The sequence below is a fragment of the Pantoea sp. Mhis genome (genome assembly GCF_009830015.1).
In genome coordinates this window covers 15,211-37,746 of the sequence record NZ_SZZX01000006.1, presented here as the reverse complement: position 1 = coordinate 37,746, position 22,536 = coordinate 15,211, and the positions used below count along the sequence as shown (strand labels likewise).

Here is a 22,536-nt window from a genome sequence, read left to right as displayed (position 1 = left end):
TTAAAAATACTTTAAACACTAAATATATTTATTTTAATGATAAATAAATATATTTAGTATTGATACAATCTATGTAAAAAAATAAGAGAATTATTAACTAATATAAATTATAATAAAAGTAATAGTAAATTACCTACAGATATTAACAGATCTCATAATAATTGTATATTAAAGATTACTTTTAGTGATTAACAATTACTGATAATGTTAAAATATAAAAATGTTATTTACAATATTTAATAAGTTAAAATCATTAAGACTTAAATAATATCTTAGCTTATAGATAAAAACTTTCTTAAAAATAATTATATTATTCTATATAATATAATTATTTTTATCTATTTTATTTTTAATATATAAAATATGAAAACTGTATTTTTAAATTCAACTAACTTCAGCTTTTATAGCTTTACTCGATGTTATTAGTCACTTTATTATTATCAAATTTATTTTGATATATTTTATTTTTTTAGCAAAAGATGATTTGTTTATTTAAGAGAATATTGATTGATTAAAAGCAATTAAATTATTTTTATTTTATCAATAAATTACATTAGTATTATGATTATATATGATAATTATAAATGAATCATTCATATCAAAGATTAATATTATTTAATATAACACAGGACTATGTTTTTTAAATTTTAAAATGAAAAAAATACGAAATTTTTCTATTATTGCTCATATTGATCATGGAAAATCAACACTTTCTGATCGTTTAATTCAAATTTGTCATGGTTTAAGTGATCGTGAAATGATATCACAAGTTTTAGATTCAATGGAGTTAGAAAGAGAACGAGGTATTACGATTAAAGCCCAAAGTGTTTCTTTAAATTATCAAGCATTGAATGGAGAAACTTATCAACTTAATTTTATTGATACGCCAGGCCATGTTGATTTTTCTTATGAAGTTTCTCGTTCTTTAGCTGCTTGTGAAGGTGCATTATTAGTAATAGACGCATGTCAAGGAATTGAAGCACAAACATTAGCTAATTGCTATACTGCAATGGAAATGAATATAGAAATTCTACCAGTTATAAATAAAATAGATTTACCTAATGCTGATATTAATCGAATAACAGAAGCAATTAAAAATATTATAGGTATTGATCCAACTAAAGTAGTATGTTGTTCAGCAAAAACTGGAATAGGTATTCCTGAAGTTTTAGAAAGTTTAATACATAGTATTCCTTATCCACAAGGAAATCCTGAAGCACCATTACAAGCATTAGTTATAGATTCTTGGTTTGATAATTATTTAGGTGTAGTATTATTAATACGTATTAAAAACGGTAACTTGAAAAAAAAAGATAAAGTAAAAATAATGAGCACTGATCAGATATACAATATAGATCGGTTAGGTATTTTTACGCCTAAACAAATTGAATGTATTGAATTACAGTGCGGTGAAGTAGGATGGGTAACATGTGGAATTAAAGATACTTTTGGTGTTTCTGTAGGAGATACTTTAACATTACAAGGGAATTCAGCGGAAAAAGCTTTACCAACATTAAAAAAAATAAAACCACAAGTTTACGCTGGAATGTTTCCATTGCACATGGAAGATTATAAATCTTTTAGCGATGCATTAAGAAAATTAAAAATGAATGATTCATCTTTGTTTTATGAACCAGAAAACTCAACAGCATTAGGATTTGGTTTCCGTTGTGGTTTTCTTGGTAATTTACATATGGAAATTATTCAAGAACGTTTAAAACGAGAATATAATCTTGATTTAATTATTACTGCTCCCACTGTAATGTATAAGGTAAAAACTACTGATGGTAAAATAATATTCGTAGATAATCCTGCTAAATTACCATCTTCTAATAAAATTCAAGAGTTATTTGAACAAATTGCAGAATGTTATTTGCTATTACCAAAAAAATATTTAGGTGATGTGATTCAGCTATGTATTGAAAAACGTGGAATTCAAGTTAGCATGGTTTATTATGGTGAACAAGTTGCATTGACATATGATATCCCAATGTCTGAAATAGTGATTGATTTTTTTAATCGTTTAAAATCAATATCTCGTGGTTATGCATCATTAGATTATAATTTTAAGCGTTTTCAAGTATCTAATATGGTACGTGTTGATTTGTTAATTAATTCTGAACGAATTGATGCACTCTCTATAATTACTCATCGTGATAATTCATACCATCGTAGTCTTGATATAGTAGAAAAAATAAAAAATTTAATTCCACGTCACCAATTTGACATTACAATCCAAGCAGTAATTGATAAACGTATCATTGCTCGTTCAACCGTAAAACAATTACGTAAAAATGTTTTAGCAAAATGCTATGGAGGAGATATTAGCCGTAAGAAAAAATTACTCCAGAAACAAAAAGAAGGAAAGAAACGTATGAAGCAGATTGGTAATGTTAATTTACCAAAGGAAGCATTTCTTGCAATTTTACATATTGGTAAAAATAATTAATAAAGGGAAAAAGCATAATGACTGCTAATATGTTTGCCTTAGTTTTAGTGATTGCTACTCTAATCACTGGCATTATTTGGTGTATAAATCTATTTAATAGAGGTTCAATATTTAAAAATCAAACATTAGAGAATTCGACGAAAATTACATGGATGGAAACAATTGCTTCCATGTTTCCAGTACTAGCAGTAGTGCTAATTATACGTTCCTTTATTTTTGAACCTTTTCAAATTCCATCTGGATCAATGATGCCGACGTTGTTGGTCGGTGATTTTATTCTCGTAAAAAAATTTGCTTATGGAATTAAAAATCCAATTACCCAATCAATAATATTTCCAACAGGTTCTCCCCAACGCGGAGATATTGCAGTATTCAGATACCCTAAAGATCCTAGCTTAAATTATATTAAGCGTATTATTGGTTTACCAGGTGATACAGTATTTTTAGATGCTCATAATAATACTATAATAATATATCCTCATTGTCATATAAATCAATGTAATAATTCATTTCCTATTGCTTATTCTAACATAGAACCAAGTGTATTTGTTTTATCTTTTGAAAAAATTAATGGAAAACAAGTAAGTGGTGATTTTTATCAAATTCCAAAAAATAAAAATATTTTAAATGGATTACGTTTTAGCACGCGTAAAGAAACTATTGGTAATGTAACACATAGTATTTTGCTAATACCTAAGGCACAAATTCAAAGTAATAGGTATTATCATCAATCAGGTCAACCTAATAACACTTGGGTTGTACCATCCAACCAATATTTCATGATGGGAGATAATCGTGATAACAGTTTTGATAGTCGTTATTGGGGTTTTGTTCCTAGAGAAAATCTATTAGGTAAAGCAATAGCTATCTGGATGAGCTTTGATAAACAAGCCAAACAGTGGCCTACTGGTGTAAGATTAAACCGTATTGGTAAACTTTACTAAACTTTTATTTCTTTAACAAACAGATAAAACAGTAAACTACAAAATCGTCGTCACTTGTAGTATATATACAAGAGTAAGTATGAATCCTATATTAATCAATAAACTTCAACATAAACTAGGCTATACTTTTACTTGTCTAGATTTGTTACAACAAGCACTTACTCATCGTAGTGCTAGCAATAAACATAATGAACGTCTTGAATTTCTTGGTGATTCAATTCTTAGTTATGTTATATCTAATGCATTATATCATCGTTTTCCTTTAATAAATGAAGGTGATATGAGTAGGATGAGAGCCACATTAGTACGCGGACCTACATTAGCAGAAATCGCTCATGAATTTAATTTAGGTGAATGTTTACAACTTGGTCCAGGTGAGCTAAAAAGTGGTGGTTTTCGGCGAGAATCAATATTAGCTGATACTATAGAAGCTTTGATTGGTAGTATATTCCTTGATAGTACTATTCAAATAGTTGATAAACTAATTCTTAATTGGTATCAAACAAGATTAGAACAAATTAGTCCTGGTGACAAACAAAAAGATCCTAAAACTAGATTGCAAGAATATTTACAAAGTTGTCATTTACCACTTCCTACTTATTTAGTAGTACAAGTAAATGGTGAAACTCATGATCAGGAATTCATTATTCATTGTTGGGTAACTGGTATTGTAGAACCAGTAGTGGGTATAGGATCAAGTCGCCGTAAAGCAGAACAAGATGCTGCTGAACAAGCTTTAATTAAATTAATTAACTTTGTTATTTAATAGTTAAAGTATGACTTTATTAATTAAATTAATAGGACTCAAATGAAAGAAAGTCAATCTTATTGTGGTATTCTTTTGATTATAGGTCGTTCAAATGTTGGAAAATCTACCTTATTTAATAGGTTACTAGGAAAAAAGTTATCGATTATAACATCTAAACCTCATACTACTCGTCATTGTATTCTAGGCATTCACACCGAAGGTATGTACCAAGCAGTGTATATGGATACTCCGGGCTTACATATTAATGGAGAAGAAAAGTGTAACTCTTTGATAAAAAATAATATTTATGATTATCTTAATTATGTTAATCTAATAATTTTTATTGTAGAAGGTACACGTTGGATGCAGAATGATATAATGATTGTAAACAAATTACGTAATATTAACATACCAGTTTTATTAGTAGTTAATAAGATTGATCATATTTATGATAGATCATTTTTATTGCCTCATTTAAAATTTCTTAGTCAACAAATGAATTTTATTGAGATTATTCCAATCTCTGCTAAAACAGGTGTAAATATAGATCTTCTTATTAAAATAGTAAGAAAATATTTACCTAAAGCTAATCATAAATTTCCTAAAGAGTATCTTACTGATCGTTCAAACTATTTTATAGTGTCTGAAATTATACGTGAAAAATTAATGCGTTTTCTAGGAGCTGAATTACCATATTCTATAAATGTAGAAATTGAGCAATTTTTAATCAAAAAAAATGATTCTTGTCATATTTATGCTTTGATAGTAGTTGATCAACTAAGCCAGAAAAAAATAGTAATTGGTAAAAAAGGTAAAAAAATTAAAATCATTGGTACTGAAGCACGTAAAGATATAGAAGAAATATTTAAAAAAACAATTTATCTTACATTATGGGTCAAAGTGAAATCAAAATTCATAGATATAGATAAATATTTACAATGCTGATAATATTGAGAAATTTAACAGGTAAAATTTATGTCAATATATTATATAAAAACTAACTTATATTTTAATAATTAAAAATTAAATTTTTAATTATTATTGATATTTATATAAATAATTTTGTTTAAGATTAGTTAAATAAAATTAAAAACTTGATAAAATCAAATAATACATTTTTTATATCTATTTTTTTAATAAAATTTATTATGAGTAATTTATGTTGAAAATGTTAAAAAATATTTTTTATAATATCATCATACTCAGCAAGTATAAGTTGAGATAGATAAATATTTATCTAAATAGAGGTATAATCATGGCTGAGTTATTATTAGGTGTTAATATTGATCATATCGCTACTGTACGTAATGCCCGTGGTACCCATTATCCAGATCCAGTACAAGCTGCATTTATTGCTGAACAATGCGGTGCTGATAGCATCACAGTTCATTTACGCGAAGATCGACGTCATATAACTGAACGTGATATACATATTCTTTGTAGTACAATTCAAACACATATGAATTTAGAAATAGCATTAACAAATGAACTAATTAATTTTGCTTATTATACTAAACCTTATTTTATTTGTTTTGTTCCTGAAAAACGTCAAGAGATCACTACTGAAGGTGGATTAGATGTATTAGGTCAAATCTCTACAATTAAAATTGCAATACAAAGATTAAGATCTGTGGGTATTTTAGTATCATTATTTATCGATCCTGATTATCGTCAAATTGAGGCAGCAGCTAATGCTGGAGCGACGTATATTGAAATTCATACCGGTTTATACGCAGAAGCATATAAACATCAAATACATCATACTGAATTGAAACGTATACATGAAGCGGCAAAATTTGCAGTTAGCCTCAATTTAAAGGTTAAAGCTGGGCATGGTTTAAATTATCATAATGTACAGCCTATCGCGGCTTTACCTGAAATATATGAATTAAATATTGGCCATGCTATTATTAGTCGAGCATTATTTTATGGAATGAGTAATGCCATTAAAGATATGAAAAATTTAATTCGAGTAGTTAGGTAATAATGATGGCTATTATTGGACTAGGAAATGATATTGTAGAAATTAAGCGTATTGCAAGAATATTTGAACGTTTAGGAGATCGTTTGGGTAAACGTATCTTAAGTACTTTAGAATGGCAACTATATAAACAAAATACACAACCTATACGTTTTCTTGCTAAACATTTTGCCGCAAAAGAAGCGGCCGCAAAAGCTTTTGGCACTGGAATAAGTAAAGGAATAAATTTTAATCAGTTTGAATTATATAATGATATATTAGGTAAACCAAAATTGCGTTTTTTAAACTTAGCGAAATTTATCGCTAAACAATTAGGAGTTAATAAAGTTCATATTACACTAAGTGATGAACGTTGTTATACTTGTGCAATTGTAATTATTGAAAATTAAATATAATTTAACACATTATATTTAAAATAGATTTAAATTAAATAACCCAATATTACTAATTGTTAATTGTACTAGTTAACTCAGTATTTTTTACACTTTTATTATAAAATTAATTATGAATCTATATATCATAATAGAAGTAATATTAATATCAATTATATTATAACTATTTAATAAATATAGATATATCTATATTTATTCATTGTGTAATATCTATTATATAGATAATTTTATTAAATTTATTTAGGAATAAACTGTGTGATATCACAAATTGATATAAATTGGATGATTTACTCTCTTAAATTAGCAGACTATGCTCAAAAACAAGGTGAAGTACCAGTTGGTGCCGTATTGATTCAAGATGAAAAAGTTATCGGTGAAGGTTGGAATCAACGAATTAGTCAGTATGATCCTACTGCTCATGCTGAAATCATAGCATTAAGGCAAGGTGGTAAAATTTTAAAGAACTATCGCTTACTTAAAACTACATTATATGTAACTTTAGAACCTTGTTTAATGTGTATGGGAGCTATGATACATAGCCGTATCTCACGTCTTGTTTATGGAACTAAAGATAAAAAGAATAGTTTAATGAACTCAAAAATGGATTTAATAAATAATTTAAATATAAATCATCATATTAAAATTGATCATAATATTATGGCTGATGAATGTTCAATAGTTTTAAAAAACTTTTTTCGTTTATGTCGAGAAAGAAAAAAAATACACTTTTAGATTTAATCTCATTAAATAATTATAATTTTGTTTTAAATATAAAATATATGATTTATTACTATAAAAATAAATATCAATATTATATATAATAAAATATTAATATATAATCTTTACGTTTATATATTATCAAAATATTTAGATTCTAATTTAATTAATTATAGAAGAACATGTATTTTATACAGTATAAATGTATAAAAATTTTAAAATATATTTATTTAAATTGAGTTATATAATTATTGATATCTATTTAAATGTAGATAATTAAAAGTTTTAGATAAAAAATGAGAAAGTTTTGATGATAGAAATTTTAAGAGGTTCACCAGTTTTTTTTACATTTAGTTTAAAAAAAATACTACATTCTTTACAAAAAGCTAATTTACCAATCAGTGATATTTATGCTGAATATGTTCATTTTGTAGATCTCAAAACATCCCTTAATATAAGAGATCAAATTCGTTTAAAGCAATTACTAACATATGGACCTTCTTTTATAGAAAAAAATTTTTTTAAAGGACTTTTTTTCTTAGTTATTCCTCGTTTTGGTACCATTTCACCATGGTCCTCTAAAGCTACTGAAATTGTGCATAATTGCAATTTATCACAAATAAATCGTTTAGAAAGAGGCACAGTATTCTATGTAGAATCAGAAAATCTTACTAAAGAACAGCACCAAATTTTATTAAATATCTTACATGATCGTATGACAGAAAATGTATTAGATAATTTTGAAGATGCATACCAATTATTTTCTTATTATCAACCTCGACCGATGAAAAATTTTGATATCATGTCCATGGGACGTTCAGCATTAGAAGATGCTAACAGCATATTAAATTTATCGTTATCGGACGATGAAATTAACTATTTATTAGATGTGTTTTATACATTAGGTCGTAATCCAAATGATGTCGAATTGTATATGTTTGCACAAATTAATTCTGAGCATTGCCGCCATAAAATCTTTAATTCTCATTGGATTATTGATGGTAAAAAACAAGATAAATCATTATTTAAAATGATTCAAAATACTTTTGAAAAGCATCCAAAATATATTTTATCTGCTTATAAAGATAATGCTGCAGTTATAGAAGGTTCAAAAGTTGGAAGATTTTATCCTAATATATTAAATGGTAATTACGATTTTCATCAAGAATCTTCTCATATATTAATTAAAGTAGAAACTCATAATCATCCAACAGCAATTTCACCATGGTTAGGTGCAGCAACTGGTGCAGGAGGTGAAATTCGAGATGAAGGAGCAACTGGACGTGGTGGTAAACCTAAAGCTGGTTTAGTAGGTTTTTCGGTATCTAATCTCTGTATTCCTGGTTTTAAGCAACCATGGGAAGAGTTTTTCGGTAAACCAAATCATATTGCAACTGCATTAGATATTATGATTGATGGTCCATTAGGTAGTGCAGCGTTTAATAATGAATTTGGTCGTCCAATTATAAATGGTTATTTTCGTACTTATGAAGAAAAAGTAAATAGTCATAATGGTATTGAACTACGTGGTTATCATAAGCCTATTATGTTGGTAGGTGGTATTGGCAATATACAAACTAAACATATTAAAAAAGGCATAATTACTATTGGATCTAAGCTAATTATATTAGGTGGACCAGCAATGAATATTGGTTTAGGTGGAGGTTCTGCTTCCTCTATAATTTCTGGCCAATCTAATACAGAAGCTGATTTTTCTTCTATACAGCGTGGTAATCCAGAAATGGAAAGACGTTGCCAAGAAGTAATAGACCGCTGTTGGCAAATGGGTGAAGATAATCCAATTATATTTATTCATGATGTAGGTGCAGGTGGTCTTTCTAATGCTATAACAGAATTAATCAATGATGGAAAATGTGGAGGATGTTTTAATCTACGTGATATTTTAACTCATGAAACTGGTATGAATCCATTAGAAATATGGTGTAATGAATCTCAAGAACGTTATGTATTAGCTATAAAATCAGAGAATTTAACGCTATTTGATTTAATTTGTCAACGTGAACGAGCACCTTATGCAATAATTGGTGATAGTACTAAAGATAAACATTTAACGCTTCTTGATAATTATTTTTGTAATAAACCAATTGATATACCTATTAAAATTTTAATAGACAAAAATAAACAATCCCAAATAGTACGTAATGTAATTACTAAGCAAGCAAAAAAAAATACATTACAACGTCAACATATCACTATAAAAGATGCTGTATACCGCATATTACATTTACCTAGTGTATCTGAAAAAACTTTTTTGGTAACTATTAATGATAGAAGTGTTAGTGGTATGGTTGTACGTGATCAAATGGTAGGTCCTTGGCAAATTCCTATTGCAAATTGTGCAATAACAACAGCTAGCTTTGATAGTTATTATGGAGAAGCATTTGCTATAGGTGAACGAGCACCAGTTGCACTACTTGATTTTGAGGCTTCCAGCCGTTTAGCTATTGCAGAAGCTTTAACTAATCTTGCTGCTAATATGATCGGTTCATTAAATCAGGTAAAATTATCTGCAAATTGGATGGTTGCAGCTGGTCATCCTGGAGAAGATGCTGGTTTATATGCAGCTGTAAAAGCAATAAGCGAAGAATTTTGCCCTACATTAGGTCTCACCATACCTGTTGGTAAAGATTCTATGTCTATGAAAACATGTTGGCAGCAAGGCAATGAATTACGTGAAATGACTGCACCTTTATCATTAGTGATTACTGCATTTACACGAATTGAAGATGTACGTAGAAGTATTACGCCACAATTACAAATAAATAAAGATAATCTTCTAGTATTAATAGATTTAGGTAGTAAAAAAAATACTCTTGGTGCAACTGCATTATCTCAAGTCTATCGTCAATTAGGAGATAAACCAGCTGATGTTCGTAATATTCTAGAATTAGCTAATTTTTTTAATGTGATCCAAAAGTTAGTAAATAATCAAAAATTATTAGCTTATCATGACCGTTCTGATGGTGGATTATTAGTGACATTAGCAGAGATGGCTTTTGCGGGTCATTGCAGTATTGAGGTCGATATTTCAGAATTAGGTAGTGATATATTAGCAATACTCTTTACCGAAGAATTAGGAGCGGTATTGCAGATAAAAAAAGATGATCTTTATTTTATTAAAAAAATCTTTTCTAATCATGGAATAATCTCAAATTTTCATGTTATTGGATACGCTTTACCTGGCGATAATTTTGTAATTCGTTATGGTAGCAATTTAGTATACAATGAGAGTCGTACTATTTTGCGTACTTGGTGGGCTGAAACAACATGGCAGATGCAACGTATACGTGATAATCCAATATGTGCTGATCAAGAATATGAAGCTAAAAAAAATAATAGTGACCCTGGCCTAAACGTATTTTTAAGTTTTAATCCTGAACAGGATATTGCTGCTCCAATGATTGTTTTAGGAAAACGTCCAAAAATTGCTATATTGCGTGAACAAGGCATTAATTCACACGTAGAAATGGCAGCTGCATTCCATCGTGCAGGTTTTAATTCTGTTGATGTACATATGAGCGATTTGTTCTCAAATAATTATAACTTAAATAGTTTTCATATGTTAGTAGCATGTGGTGGTTTTTCTTATGGAGATGTATTAGGAGCTGGAGAAGGTTGGGCAAAGTCTATTTTATTTAATGAACGGGTGCGCAATGAATTTGAAAAATTTTTTCAACGTTCACAAACGTTAGCCCTTGGAGTATGTAATGGTTGTCAAATGCTTTCTAATTTACGAGAATTAATTTCTGGAAGCAAATTATGGCCACGTTTTGTACTTAATCAATCACAACGTTTTGAAGCACGTTTCAGTTTAGTAGAAGTAAATGATAGTCCATCTTTATTATTAGATGGAATGATAGGTTCGCGTATACCTATCGTAGTATCACATTCTGAAGGATTGGTTGAAGTTCGTAATAATCAGCATCTATTTGAATTAGAAAAAAATAAATTGGTAGTTATGCGATTTATTGATAATTTTGGGAAAACAACAGAAAATTACCCAGCTAATCCTAATGGTTCACCAAATGGTATTACTGCAGTTACTAATACAAACGGACGCGTAACTATTATGATGCCTCACCCTGAAAGAGTATTTCGTAGCATTAATAATTCTTGGTATCCAACAGAATGGGGTGAAGATGGTCCATGGATGCGTATTTTTCGTAATGCTATTAAGCATCTAAGTTAAAAAATAAATTGTAACAATATATATTATCTTAAAAAAACATTTTTTAACAAAATTGAATTGATTTACTAAATTTACTGATATTATATATCATATTACTTAACTGTTTAAAATTTTTATTGATATTAATATGTAATTTTTTATTAAATTTAATTTAAAATCTTTTTAAAAGTAAATTAAAGATTTAATTTGTTACTCATAGATATATATAGCATTTAATATTAATTAAATACTAAAATTATTACTAAAAATAATATTTAATCTATATTATATATTTATTAAATTTATTTAATTTATAGACCTAAGTTTAGTCTGTAGGTAAATCAAATTATTTTGAATTTTAGTTATTTAAGTTAGGATATAATATGCTAAAAAATACTATGAATATTGCTAACTATGATATTGAATTATGGCAAGCATTGGAACAAGAAAAAATACGTCAAGAACAACATATTGAATTAATTGCTTCTGAAAATTATGTTAGCCCACGAGTTATGCAAGCACAAGGTTCACATTTAACTAACAAATACGCAGAAGGTTATCCTAATAAACGTTATTATGGTGGATGTAAGTATGTTGATATAGTTGAACAATTAGCAATTAATCGTGCAAAAATATTATTTGATGCTGATTATGCTAACGTACAACCTCATTCTGGTTCACAAGCTAATTTTGCTGTTTATGCAGCATTATTAAAACCAAACGATACCATACTTGGTATGCGCTTAACACACGGTGGTCATCTTACTCATGGTTCTAAAGCAAATTTATCTGGAAAAATATATAAGGTTATTTCTTATGGTTTAGATAAATCTGGTCAAATTAATTATGATGAATTAAATTGTTTAGCACAAATGCATAAGCCTAAAATGATTGTAGGAGGATTTTCTGCTTATTCCGGTATATGTAATTGGGCTAAAATGAGGGAAATAGCTGATGGAATAAAAGCTTATTTATTTGTTGACATGGCACATATTGCTGGTTTAATTGTTGCAGACCTATATCCAAGTCCAGTTCCTTATGCACATGTTGTGACTTCTACCACTCATAAAACTCTAGCTGGACCTAGGGGTGGACTAATTGTAGCAAAAAATGGTGATGAAAAATTATATAAAAAGCTAGATGCTGCAGTTTTCCCTGGTATACAAGGAGGTCCATTAATGCATGTTATTGCAGGTAAAGCAGTTGCATTTAAAGAAGCAATGGAAATAGATTTTAAGGAATATCAACAACAAGTTTTAAATAATGCTAAAATAATGGTAAAAATATTATTTGAACGTGGTTATGTTATTGTTTCTGGAGGAACTTATAATCACCTATTTTTAGTGAATTTAATAAATAAAAACCTAACAGGTGAGGAAGCTAATGGTGCTTTGAGTAAAGCTAATATTGTTATTAACAAAAACAGTATTCCTGATGATTTCAAAAATCCTTTGATTACTTCTGGTATACGTATAGGTACAGCAGCTATTACTCGACGTGGTTTTAAAATTACAGAATCTAGGGAACTTGCTAGTTGGATAGCTGATATACTAGATAATGTAAATAATAAAATTGCTATTGATACTATAAAACAAAAAGTATTAAATCTTTGCTTAAAATTCCCTGTTTATAGTTGATACATTTTAATAGATAAAGATTAAATAAATTTAATATCTTAATAAATCTTATGTTTTTATTTAATATTATAAATGTTATATCAATCATGGTTTATTTTTCATCCATTAAAATATTAATACAACTTATATAAAATTTTATTATTATTTTAATTACATAATTTTTTAAAATTAGTTAAGAAAATATTTTATTAAAGCTTGAATATTAAATTATTATTTTATAAATACAGTTTATTTAAAAATAAACATTGCAGATTTGCTGGTGAAAATAGATTTCTCTGTCTACGCTGAATAATAGTAGCTAATTTAAAATCATTTTATTAAATGATGATTAATTGGTCTTCATCACGAGGAGAAACATTATGCATGAAACTTGGATTAAAAATGGTAACAGAGATACTGTCCATGAAACTAATGCAGGATTCTGTTTAAAACGTATTTCTTGGAGTGCTATTTTTGCTGGAGTGATTGCTGCTTTAATCGTGCATATTTTGTTAGCTTTACTTGGCACTGCTATTGGAGCAACTAGTGTTGATTGGTATCAAGATCAAAAATCTTTTCAACATCTTGGTATTGGAGCATTAGTTTGGACTGCTTTAAATATGCTAATTTCTACGGTAGTTGGTAGTTATATAGCTGGAAGACTTGCGCCGCATGAAGGAGCGTTACATGGTTTATTAATGTTTGGGGTTAGTACCATCATTGCATTATGGTTAGCAATTTTGCTTGCTAGTAACTTAATTGGTAGTGCTTTTAATGTTATTGGAGCTGGTGCAAATGCTTTTGGTCGTAGTTTATCAGTTATAGCTTCTCCTATATCCAATATGGTACAAGAAAAATTACGTAATACTAATGTTGATAATTTACAAAATGAATTTAAAAATATGTTAGGGTCTGAAAAATCAGAATTACAATCTGAAAAACTGTATAAATTAAAGCATCAGGCAGAACAAGCAGCACGTGAAACAGCTTATCAAGCAACATCTGTTACCGCAAAAATGAGTTGGTATGCTTTTTTCATGTTAGTAATTGAATCAATTTTAGCTGCTATGATGGGACGTATAGGTAGACGTAATCAACTCAATCAAAATGAGTGTCATGATGAGTAGATTTACACAAAAAAAGCGGCTTAAATAGCCGCTTTTTTGTAACGTATTTTATCATCGTATATTTAGTAATAAATTTTTTACGATGCGAAGATTTCCGGCTACAATATTACCGGAACTAATATAGTTATGAGTGCCATTAAAATCAGTAACAATACCACTAGATTCACGCACTAATAATTCACCTGCTGCAAAATTCCAGAGTTTTAAACCAATTTCAAAATATCCATCTACACATCCAGAAGCTACATAAGCTAAATTTAGTGCTGATGCTCCAGTACAACGAAATTCAACAGATTGAGTAAATAATTTGCTAATTAATTTAAAATAAGTTTGCGCTTGTTGTCTTAAATCAAAATTAGGAAAAGCAGTTACTAAAGTAGTATGTTCCAAATCATGTATATTACTTCCGCGTAAACGACATCCATTGAGCTGAGCTCCTTGGCCGCGTACTGCAGTAAAAAGATCATTTCGTATTGGATCATAAATAACTGCTATTTCTGTTCGACCTTTCACTTGTGCAGCAATAGAAATAGAAAAATGTGGAAATCTTTTAATAAAGTTAGCAGTACCATCCAATGGATCTATGATCCATTGGATATCTTTATTTTGTCCAGTTATTGTACCATTTACTTTAGAAAAAATACAATGTTGAGGATAAGATCTACGAATAACTTCTATAATTAAGTGTTCTGCATCACGATTAATACTTGTAACAAGATGATTACGATTATTATAGTAGTCTTCTATAGAATTTGGTATTTCATAATTTTTTACAATAAAATTTCCAGCTTTACGTGTAGCACGCACAGCGATGTTTAGCATCGGGTGCATTAATGTTTCTCACTCAATATTTAGTTAATATCTAACTAAGCTAATAAAAAATTAAGTATTAAATTTATTTAACTAATAAATTAACTTTTTATATAAAATTAATATGATTAATTTGATCTATACAGTCAATTATTAAATTATTTTCTTAATTTCAATTTATATATATAATATGATATGTATCATGGTAATAATATTACCTGAAAGATATAAGTTTAACAAAATGTTAGTTGTCTTATTTAGATATACCAATTTTTATTATGATTTTATCAATTACATAATGTTCAGTCTATATTTATTCGTAATGTCAATAAATTATATTTTTTTTTAAAATTAGTATCTTCTGCCTTAATAAAGAAATTAATTACGCTTGTAGTAATATACTATATTATTAAATATTATACTTATAACATAATATTAAAATTAAAATTTAATATGAATTATTTAAAATAAAAAGAAATCATATTTATATGGAGTATGTATATGATACAATTGCCGATTTATTTAGATAATGCAGCGACTACCCCTGTGGATAGGCGAGTTGTTGATAAAATGATGCGTTATCTTACTGTGGATGGAATTTTTGGTAATCCTGCTTCTCGCACTCACTCTTTTGGATGGCAAGCTGAGGAAGCTGTAGACATTTCACGTCAACAAATTGCTAAGTTAATTAACGCTGATCCAAGAGAAATTATTTTTACTTCAGGTGCAACAGAGTCTAATAATTTAGCAATTAAAGGTATAACTCAATTTAATAATTCACGTAATGTACATATTATAACTAGTCAAACTGAACATAAATCAGTACTTGATAGTTGTGTATATCTTAGGAATAAAGGTTTTGAAGTAACTTTTTTAAAACCTAGAGTTGATGGAATAATTAATTCTGATATGCTAAAATCAGCATTACGTGAAAATACAATATTAGTTTCACTAATGCATGTAAATAATGAAACAGGTGTAATTCAGAACATAGAGTCTCTTGGAAATGTATGTCATACGAATAATATTATATTTCATGTAGATGCAACACAAAGCATCGGAAAGCTTCCTATTGATGTTAGTAATTTACCTATTGATTTACTATCTTGTTCAGCACATAAACTTTATGGACCAAAAGGTATTGGTGCTTTATGGATACGTCGTAAATTGCATATAAAAATTAACGCTCAGATACATGGTGGTGATCATCAACGTGGTATACGTTCTGGTACTTTACCAGTTCATCAAATTGTTGGTATGGGTGAAGCATATCGTATTGCACATGAAGAAATAACAAATGAAATGGTACGATTTAAATTATTGCGTGAACGCTTTTTGTACGGTATTAGTAAACTTAAAAACATTAGTATTAATGGTTCATTAGAAATGTGTATACCTAATATTGTTAATATTAGTTTTAAACATATAGAAGCAGAATCATTAATGATAGCATTAAAAGATTTAGCTTTATCGTCTAGTTCCGCTTGTAATTCAGCTAGTCTAGAACCTTCATATGTATTACTAGCTATGGGTATTAAACAATCATTAGCATATAATTCAATACGTTTTTCTTTTGGAAGATTTAATACTGAAGAAGAAATTGATTATGTTGTTAATCAAGTTAATAAGACAGTTATGCGACTACAATCTTTAAACTATTTAACATCCAATTATTTTTAATTTTAAATAAAATTAAAAATTTTATTTAAAATTAAAAATAGATTTCTATAAATATGATTATTATATAAATTTAAATAATAATTATATTTATTGTTTTTATTTTATTATAATAATAAATATATGCTAAATTTATGTGTTAATATAAATTTTATTTATAATGAATTTATATTGATAATTGTGACTGTATTATCTAATAATATTTAATATTTATAAATAGTGAATGTAAATTTAATTTTTTAAATATAAAATAAGTTTTATAAAAACCTGTTAAATTTATAAAAAACCAAAGATAATATATATATATATAAAATTTTTTAAAAACATTAATTAGAGGTCATTATGGTAATTGAACGTACTCTTTCTATTATTAAACCGAACGCTGTTGCTAAAAATTTAATTGGTGCTATTTATAATCGTTTTGAAAACTCAGGATTTAAAATTATTGGAATCAAAATGTTACAATTAACTAAAGAACAAGCTGAAGGATTTTATTCAGAACATCAAGATCGTTCGTTTTTTACTAATTTAGTAAATTTTATGATTTCTGGTCCTATTGTAGTATCTGTACTTGAATGTGAAAATGCTATACATCGCCAAAGGGTATTAATGGGATCCACTAATCCTAAAAATGCACTACCTGATACGTTAAGGGCTAAGTTTGCTGATAACATTACTGAAAATGCAATTCATGGGTCTGACTCAATAGAATCTGCTTCACGTGAAATTGCTTATTTTTTTAGTGAAGAAGAAATTTATATGCGTGTTACTTAAAATTTAATTTAAAAAACAATATGTAATATAATTATTTTATTTTTAAATTAAATTTTCTATATATAAATATGTTTTTCTTATAAAAATTCTATAATTAAACGGTAATATATATAAACATAATCAAAAGTAGGTAAATTAAATAAATTAAGATGTCATCGTTTATCCCTGCTGAATTTATTTTTCCTAAAAAAGAAAAAATTAATCTCTTAAATTTAAATTATCAACAAATGTGTAATTTTTTTCTAAAAATTGGAGAAAAACCGTTTCGTGCTGCACAAGTAATGCAATGGATATATCGTTATTATTGCAATGATTTTACACAAATGACTAATATTAATAAAACATTACGTAATCTCCTTACACAATGTGCTGAAATTCATACTCCAAAATTTATAGAAGAAAAGCATTCTAGCGATGGTACTATTAAATGGGCAATGCTTATAGATGAGCAATTAATAGAAACAGTATGCATTCCAACATTAAATCATACAACATTATGTATTTCTTCACAGATAGGGTGTCCATTAAAGTGTAATTTTTGTTTAACAGCAAAACAAGGATTTAATCGAAATTTAAAAGTCTCAGAGATTATTGGACAGATTTGGAATGCAGGTAAAATTATTAATAATTCTAAAAATATTCAAAAAAAATCAATTACTAATATTGTAATAATGGGAATGGGAGAACCATTACTAAATTTACATAATTTAGTACCAGCAGTTAAAATTATGCTAGATAAGTTTGGTTTTGCTTTATCAAAGCGTCATATTACTATTTCTACTGCTGGTATAGTACCTGCTATTAATATGTTGGCAGATTTAATAGATGTTTCTTTAGCAATCTCATTACATGCTCCAAATAACGAATTACGTAATCAAATTATGCCAATTAATAAAAAATATAACATTGAGAGTTTACTTAATGCAGCAAAACATTACATGAATAAATCTAATGCTAATCATAATGGAATTACTATTGAGTATGTTCTGTTAAATCAGGTAAATGATCATATACATCATGCACATGAATTAGCAAAATTATTGAAAGATCTTCCATGCAAAATTAATTTAATTAGATGGAATTCATTTCCTGGCGCTACATATAAATGTAGCTCTGATATCCGTATTAATAATTTTATAAAAATATTAACATCCTACGGTTTAATTACTATTATTCGAAAAATACGCGGTAATGATATTTATGCAGCTTGTGGTCAATTAGCTGGCAACATTATAGATCGGACAAGGGAACGTATTTTATCTAATAACATGAAAATAATTTCAAATGGATAACTATAATAAAAATTAATTTAGATATATTACATATATGTAATAATTAAATTTTATTAATGAAAACATAATATAGAAATAATTTATTATTATTTAATATAAATCCATATAACAACTGATATTTTAAATTTTAAAAATTAAATATATAAAATTACATCCATAAAATAAAATAATTGAATCTTTTTTCATAAAAGAATATGTGATGATTAATTTTAATATATAATTTATTTTGTTAACTTATATGACTAATTATAGTTACATTAAAATAGTAATCAATTATACAATGTATTTTGCTTATTTGAGAATTTTTATGATCGATGACAGTAATTTTACTAATTAGTAATTTATACAGACTAAGCGTAATTTGAATTTTATTCAGTAGATAACAGATTATATATGTTTTATAAAAAATTTTACTAATTTTATGTATGTAAAACATATATTTAAGTACTACTTTAAAAAATAAAATATAATATATTCATATCTAAATCTTATATAGTAGATATACTATATGCAACTTAAAATATAAAATTATACTAGAATTAGGATTATTTTTATGATTTAAGCTCAATTAAATAATTTTTTAAAATACAATTGAATAATCATGTATTTAACTAAAATAAGTTATATACTAAATATAGTACGTAAAGTACTGTATCTACTCTTGATAGAGTACTTAATATTATTAATTAAATTCTTTAAATTAAAATTTAATTAGTAATATATGTTTTTTAGTAAAGTTTTATAATCATAACTATATTAAACAATAAATTTGTAAATACAGTATTCAGTAGCAAAAATTATAAAAGATCTCAATAATAAAATAATTCGTTTAAAATACTATATTAATTTTAAATATTCAAATTAATCGAAATAATTATTAAAGGATTTTGAATATATAGACAATTAAATATATTTTATTTTTTCATATCATTTAAAAATTGATTTACCTTCCTGAACAAATATAAATTTTTAAATTCATTAACTTAATTTAAATATTTATATTAAAAATATTTAACTAATTTTAAAATTAACTTTTTAATAACGTACAGTTTGTTTTTTTTAAAACTGCTATGTATAGGTGAAAATATGTATCATTTAGGATCTATTACTCGTCGTAAATCTAAGAGAATTTATGTTGGAAAAGTACCTATTGGTGATGATGCACCAATTAGTGTTCAGTCAATGACGAACACTATTACTACAGACGTGGAAAATACAGTCGATCAAATTCGTAATTTAGAGCGAGTAGGTGTAGATATTGTTCGTATAGCTATACCATCTATGGCTTCAGCTGAAGCATTTAAATTAATTAAAAGACAAATTATTAATACACCATTAGTAGCAGATATCCACTTTGATTATCGAATTGCATTAAAAGCAGCTGAATATGGCGCAGATTGCCTACGTATTAATCCAGGTAATATTGGTAATACTCAACGTATTCGTGAAGTAGTAGATTGTGCTCGATATTATAATATTCCAGTTAGAATTGGTGTTAATGCTGGTTCTTTGGGTAAAGATTTTCAAAAAAAATACAGTCAACTAAAACCACAAGATTTATTTGAATCAGCTATGCGACAAATTGATTATTTTAATCGCCTCAACTTTGAAAACTTTAAGGTAAGTATCAAGTCTTCAGATATTTATCTAACAATTGAAGCATATAATATGTTAGCTAAAGCTATTGAACAACCATTACATATTGGAATTACTGAAGCTGGTAACGCACGTGCAGGTGCAGTTAAATCAGCTATTGGATTAAGCTTACTGCTATTACAAGGTATAGGTGATACTCTACGCATTTCGCTATCAGCTAATCCTATAGAAGAGGTGAAAGTTGGTTATGATATTTTAAATTCTTTACGAATCCGATTACGTGGTATTAATTTTATTGCTTGTCCAACGTGTTCACGACAAGAATTTGATGTTATTGAAACAGTCAATGCACTAGAAAATCGTTTAGAAGATATTACTACTCCAATGGATGTATCTATCATTGGTTGTATAGTCAATGGTCCAGGAGAAGCTATGTTATCCACTCTAGGGGTAACAGGAGGTCATAAGACAAGTGGTGTCTATGTAAACGGCGTACGTCAGTGTTATCGCATTGATAATCATGAGATGGTTAATCAGCTAGAAGGTTTGATTCGAAATAAAGCTGCTCTAATAGATAAGAATAATATTATAAAAACACAACAATTGGATAAATAAATTAAATAATTTCCTTTTATTTATAACACGTATTATGTATTTTAACTTTTGATTATTTAATAGAATACATATTCTTATATATGCTAAAGGAATTTTAATGTGGCAAAAAATATTCAAGCAGTTCGAGGTATGAAAGATTATCTACCCGTAGATACTGCAATTTGGCAATGTATTGAAAATACTTTAAAACAAATATTAAATAGTTATGGATATAGCGAAATTCGCTTACCAATTGTTGAGCATACTTCTTTATTTAGTCGAGCTATTGGTGAAGTAACTGATGTAGTTGAAAAAGAAATGTATAGTTTTAAGGATCGTAATGGAGAAAGTTTAACATTACGTCCTGAAGGTACTGCTGGTTGCGTACGTGCTGCAATTGAACATGGAATACTACTAAATCAAGAACAACGCTTTTGGTATATAGGGCCAATGTTTCGATATGAACGTCCACAGAAAGGTCGCTACCGTCAGTTTCATCAAATAGGAGTAGAAATATTTGGTTTACAAGGTCCTGGTATTGACGCAGAGTTAATTATGCTGACTGCTAGATGGTGGAAAGCTTTAGGTATTACTGAATATCTAGATTTAGAACTCAATTCTATCGGTTCATTAGAAACACGTACTAAATATCGTAGTGAGTTAGTGTCTTTTTTGGAAAAGCATCAGAATCTATTAGATATAGATTGCAAGCGTCGTATGTATACTAATCCTTTACGTATTCTTGATAGTAAAAATCCCGATATACAAAAACTTTTAAAAAATATGCCAACTTTAAATGAGTTTTTAGATACAGATTCTCGAGAACATTTTAATAATTTATGTTCTTTATTAGATGATATGAATATCAAATATCATGTTAATAACAATTTAGTACGTGGTCTAGATTACTACAATCGTACTGTATTTGAATGGGTTACTACAAAGCTTGGATCTCAACATACTATTTGTGGAGGAGGACGTTATGATGGTTTAGTAAAACAATTAGGAGGAAGAACAACATATTCTATAGGATTTGCTATGGGACTAGAACGTTTAGTATTACTCATAAAAATCATCAAACCAAACATTAATCTAATAAGTAATATTGATATATATTTTATTATTTTAAATCAAAAGATGCAATCTATTGCAATACAGCTTGTAGAAAAATTACGTGATGCTGAGCCTACATTAAAACTTATAGTTAATTTAGAGGGTGGAAAGTTAAAAAAACAATTTTCCAATGCAAATAAATATGGTGCACGAATTGTGTTAATTTTAGGTGAAAATGAAATTAAAAAAGAGCAAATTTTGATAAAAAATATGCTTACCGGTTTTCAACAGACCGTTAATCAACGAGATCTTTTAACAAATTTACGTATATTACTATAATATTTTAATAAACAATGATCTAGACATTAATGTTTTAAAAATATTATTAGATCATACCCTATTTAATATTAAATAATCTATAAAGTATTTATATAAACATAGTTACATAGAAATGAATTATTCATAACATAACTATAAATATAAATTAATAAGATTTGACATCTTGTATATATATTTAGTTATATATAGAGGAATAATATTTATATATTAATTTATTTAAAACAAGATAAATAACGTA

At 27.3% G+C, this 22,536-nt stretch carries 16 protein-coding genes; 15 read left to right on the top strand and 1 reads right to left on the bottom strand.

Features of this window, described 5'->3' with window-relative positions:
* Positions 1–652 precede the first annotated feature (652 nt).
* From lepA to FD727_RS02945, 10 genes are all read left to right on the top strand, one after another.
* The gene (gene lepA, locus FD727_RS02990; RefSeq protein ID WP_159938679.1) at positions 653–2,449 is read left to right on the top strand and encodes a translation elongation factor 4; all 1,797 of its coding nucleotides are present in this window, start codon (positions 653–655) and stop codon (positions 2,447–2,449) included.
* A gap of 17 nt (positions 2,450–2,466) precedes the next feature.
* Positions 2,467–3,393: a signal peptidase I gene (gene lepB, locus FD727_RS02985; RefSeq protein ID WP_159938678.1), complete on the top strand. Its 927-nt coding sequence runs from the start codon at positions 2,467–2,469 to the stop codon at positions 3,391–3,393.
* A 79-nt stretch (positions 3,394–3,472) separates the two neighbouring features.
* Positions 3,473–4,159 (top strand): ribonuclease III, encoded by a 687-nt coding sequence (gene rnc, locus FD727_RS02980; protein ID WP_159938677.1) that lies wholly within the window; start codon positions 3,473–3,475, stop codon positions 4,157–4,159.
* Between the two features lie 42 nt (positions 4,160–4,201).
* Positions 4,202–5,086: a GTPase Era gene (era, locus tag FD727_RS02975; RefSeq protein ID WP_159938676.1), complete on the top strand. Its 885-nt coding sequence runs from the start codon at positions 4,202–4,204 to the stop codon at positions 5,084–5,086.
* 310 nt (positions 5,087–5,396) lie between these two features.
* Complete coding sequence (gene pdxJ / locus FD727_RS02970) at positions 5,397–6,125, top strand: pyridoxine 5'-phosphate synthase (protein ID WP_159938675.1); 729 nt, start codon at positions 5,397–5,399, stop codon at positions 6,123–6,125.
* A gap of 5 nt (positions 6,126–6,130) precedes the next feature.
* A complete protein-coding gene (gene acpS, locus FD727_RS02965) occupies positions 6,131–6,511 on the top strand; it encodes a holo-ACP synthase (protein WP_159938703.1) in 381 nt (126 codons plus the stop codon).
* Positions 6,512–6,772: 261 nt separating this feature from the next.
* On the top strand, positions 6,773–7,246 hold the full coding sequence (tadA, locus tag FD727_RS02960) for a tRNA adenosine(34) deaminase TadA (protein ID WP_370515967.1): 474 nt from the start codon (positions 6,773–6,775) through the stop codon (positions 7,244–7,246).
* Positions 7,247–7,541: 295 nt separating this feature from the next.
* The gene (gene purL / locus FD727_RS02955; protein ID WP_159938674.1) at positions 7,542–11,441 is read left to right on the top strand and encodes a phosphoribosylformylglycinamidine synthase; all 3,900 of its coding nucleotides are present in this window, start codon (positions 7,542–7,544) and stop codon (positions 11,439–11,441) included.
* A 362-nt stretch (positions 11,442–11,803) separates the two neighbouring features.
* On the top strand, positions 11,804–13,057 hold the full coding sequence (gene glyA / locus FD727_RS02950; protein ID WP_159938673.1) for a serine hydroxymethyltransferase: 1,254 nt from the start codon (positions 11,804–11,806) through the stop codon (positions 13,055–13,057).
* A 359-nt stretch (positions 13,058–13,416) separates the two neighbouring features.
* Entirely contained in the window at positions 13,417–14,163 is a 747-nt protein-coding gene (locus FD727_RS02945; RefSeq protein WP_159938672.1) for a hypothetical protein, read from the top strand.
* 51 nt (positions 14,164–14,214) lie between these two features.
* Here the strand turns inward: FD727_RS02945 and suhB are convergent, their stop codons facing one another.
* Positions 14,215–14,994 carry an inositol-1-monophosphatase gene (gene suhB, locus FD727_RS02940; protein ID WP_159938671.1) on the bottom strand — a complete coding sequence of 260 codons (780 nt, stop codon included), beginning with the start codon at positions 14,992–14,994 and terminating at the stop codon, positions 14,215–14,217.
* 483 nt (positions 14,995–15,477) lie between these two features.
* Here suhB and FD727_RS02935 point away from each other — a divergent pair, with 483 nt between their 5' ends.
* The 5 genes from FD727_RS02935 (at position 15,478) to hisS (ending at position 22,298) form a co-directional block, all read left to right on the top strand.
* Positions 15,478–16,653 carry an IscS subfamily cysteine desulfurase gene (locus FD727_RS02935; RefSeq protein WP_159938701.1) on the top strand — a complete coding sequence of 392 codons (1,176 nt, stop codon included), beginning with the start codon at positions 15,478–15,480 and terminating at the stop codon, positions 16,651–16,653.
* Between the two features lie 339 nt (positions 16,654–16,992).
* A complete protein-coding gene (gene ndk, locus FD727_RS02930; RefSeq protein ID WP_159938670.1) occupies positions 16,993–17,424 on the top strand; it encodes a nucleoside-diphosphate kinase in 432 nt (143 codons plus the stop codon).
* A gap of 149 nt (positions 17,425–17,573) precedes the next feature.
* Positions 17,574–18,716, top strand: a complete 1,143-nt coding sequence (gene rlmN, locus FD727_RS02925; protein ID WP_159938669.1) for a 23S rRNA (adenine(2503)-C(2))-methyltransferase RlmN — start codon at positions 17,574–17,576, stop codon at positions 18,714–18,716.
* A 1,086-nt stretch (positions 18,717–19,802) separates the two neighbouring features.
* On the top strand, positions 19,803–20,927 hold the full coding sequence (gene ispG, locus FD727_RS02920) for a flavodoxin-dependent (E)-4-hydroxy-3-methylbut-2-enyl-diphosphate synthase (protein ID WP_159938668.1): 1,125 nt from the start codon (positions 19,803–19,805) through the stop codon (positions 20,925–20,927).
* A 99-nt stretch (positions 20,928–21,026) separates the two neighbouring features.
* Positions 21,027–22,298: a histidine--tRNA ligase gene (gene hisS / locus FD727_RS02915; protein ID WP_159938667.1), complete on the top strand. Its 1,272-nt coding sequence runs from the start codon at positions 21,027–21,029 to the stop codon at positions 22,296–22,298.
* The last annotated feature ends 238 nt before the right edge of the window (positions 22,299–22,536 follow it).